At 36.2% G+C, this 1,350-nt stretch carries 1 protein-coding gene; it reads right to left on the bottom strand.

What is annotated here, in order from left to right:
* A partial coding sequence (locus BHF68_RS07310; RefSeq protein ID WP_069643003.1) for an IS30 family transposase occupies positions 1-1,117 on the bottom strand: 1,117 nt, incomplete at its 3' end.
* Positions 1,118-1,350: the final 233 nt, after the last annotated feature.

The following is a 1,350-nucleotide window of genomic DNA, read 5'->3' as shown; positions in this document are numbered from 1 at the left end:
CATCCTGTGTTAAGTCATTAAAAGATTTCCCTTTTGGCAATATTCTTCTTATTAAAGAGTGATTAACTTCTATTGAACCTTTTTGGTAAGGAGCACTAGGATCACAATAAAACAGGTGACTTCTATGGGTTCCCGCTGCTGAGTATTCTATGGCTTTAGGGTTGGAGAATTCACTGCCATTATCAGTAAGAATTACTGGGAAAAGCTTCTTATATGTTGATTTACCAAGGGTTTCATACATGTCACTAAATACGTCAATAACTGATTGTGATGTATTTGCTTTTCGGAGAAAGGCCATCATAAAACTCGAAGCCACAAAGTGTAACGTAAGCAGTACCTTTCCTCCTTGTGTACCAATCATTGAATCCATTTGTACTACACAATAATCTGGATTCTTTAGCATAAAGTCACAGAAGTCCTTATAATTACGACCAATACGACAGCCTCTATCTACCTTAAACACAGGCTTTTTATAACGAGGACGATACTTAACCTTGCGAGGAAGATCAATGTTTCTTACATCAAACAGGCACGCATCAATATAGTTATAAAGGGTTTTCTCGCTACACATTAGTTCATCTACATGGTTCACATAGATTTGGTGAATTGACTGTCCATTGCGTATCAGTGGTGTTATTAAGGCGTTAATTCTAGCAATTTCTAGCTCATTTGTTATAATGCCACTCCGCGCCTCTGAAATAGTCTCTGAAAAAGTATTATGGGCATCAATCGCACTGTAATATGGTTTGGATAAGGTGCATTTGTCGATCTGAGCACACCCATTACATACATAAGGGGGTTTGAATTTACTAACGCAGATTTCTTCTTCATAGAATTGACAACTTTCATTACAAAGCTTACAGAGTTTGCAATATATCCTTGAAGAGTATTTGCACTCATCACAGACTTTAGATTTATTGCATGAATGTCGATGTTTACAAGCGTTATAAGGCCAACCTGAATATCCTGTCTTTTTAACAATATGATTTCGTCTGATCTCTTTGGATATGGTTGTTCGATCTTTTGCCAACTTTTCGGCTATCTCGCCAAAAGAAAGCCTTTCTTTCAAACCAATCTCAATTTCGAGTCTTTGATCGAAGGTTAGATATTTTGACATGACTGCTCTCCTCAATTCATTGCCACCAGCTATTTAAACGTACCAGTGACTATGATGGAAAGCAATTAATAAAAAAGAGGAAAACTGATTTTCTTTCAGTCTTCCTTAATGTTTATATAACTATCTCTATTAATTTGTAATGTAAAAATCCATACAGGTGGATACCGATATCCACAAGTAGTTATTACCCCGGGTTTACCTAACTGATATGGAAATTCATTTTACAATTGAGG

It is taken from the genome of Desulfuribacillus alkaliarsenatis (assembly GCF_001730225.1).
GTDB lineage: Bacteria > Bacillota > Bacilli > Desulfuribacillales > Desulfuribacillaceae > Desulfuribacillus > Desulfuribacillus alkaliarsenatis.
This window is presented reverse-complemented; position numbering and strand designations above follow the sequence as displayed.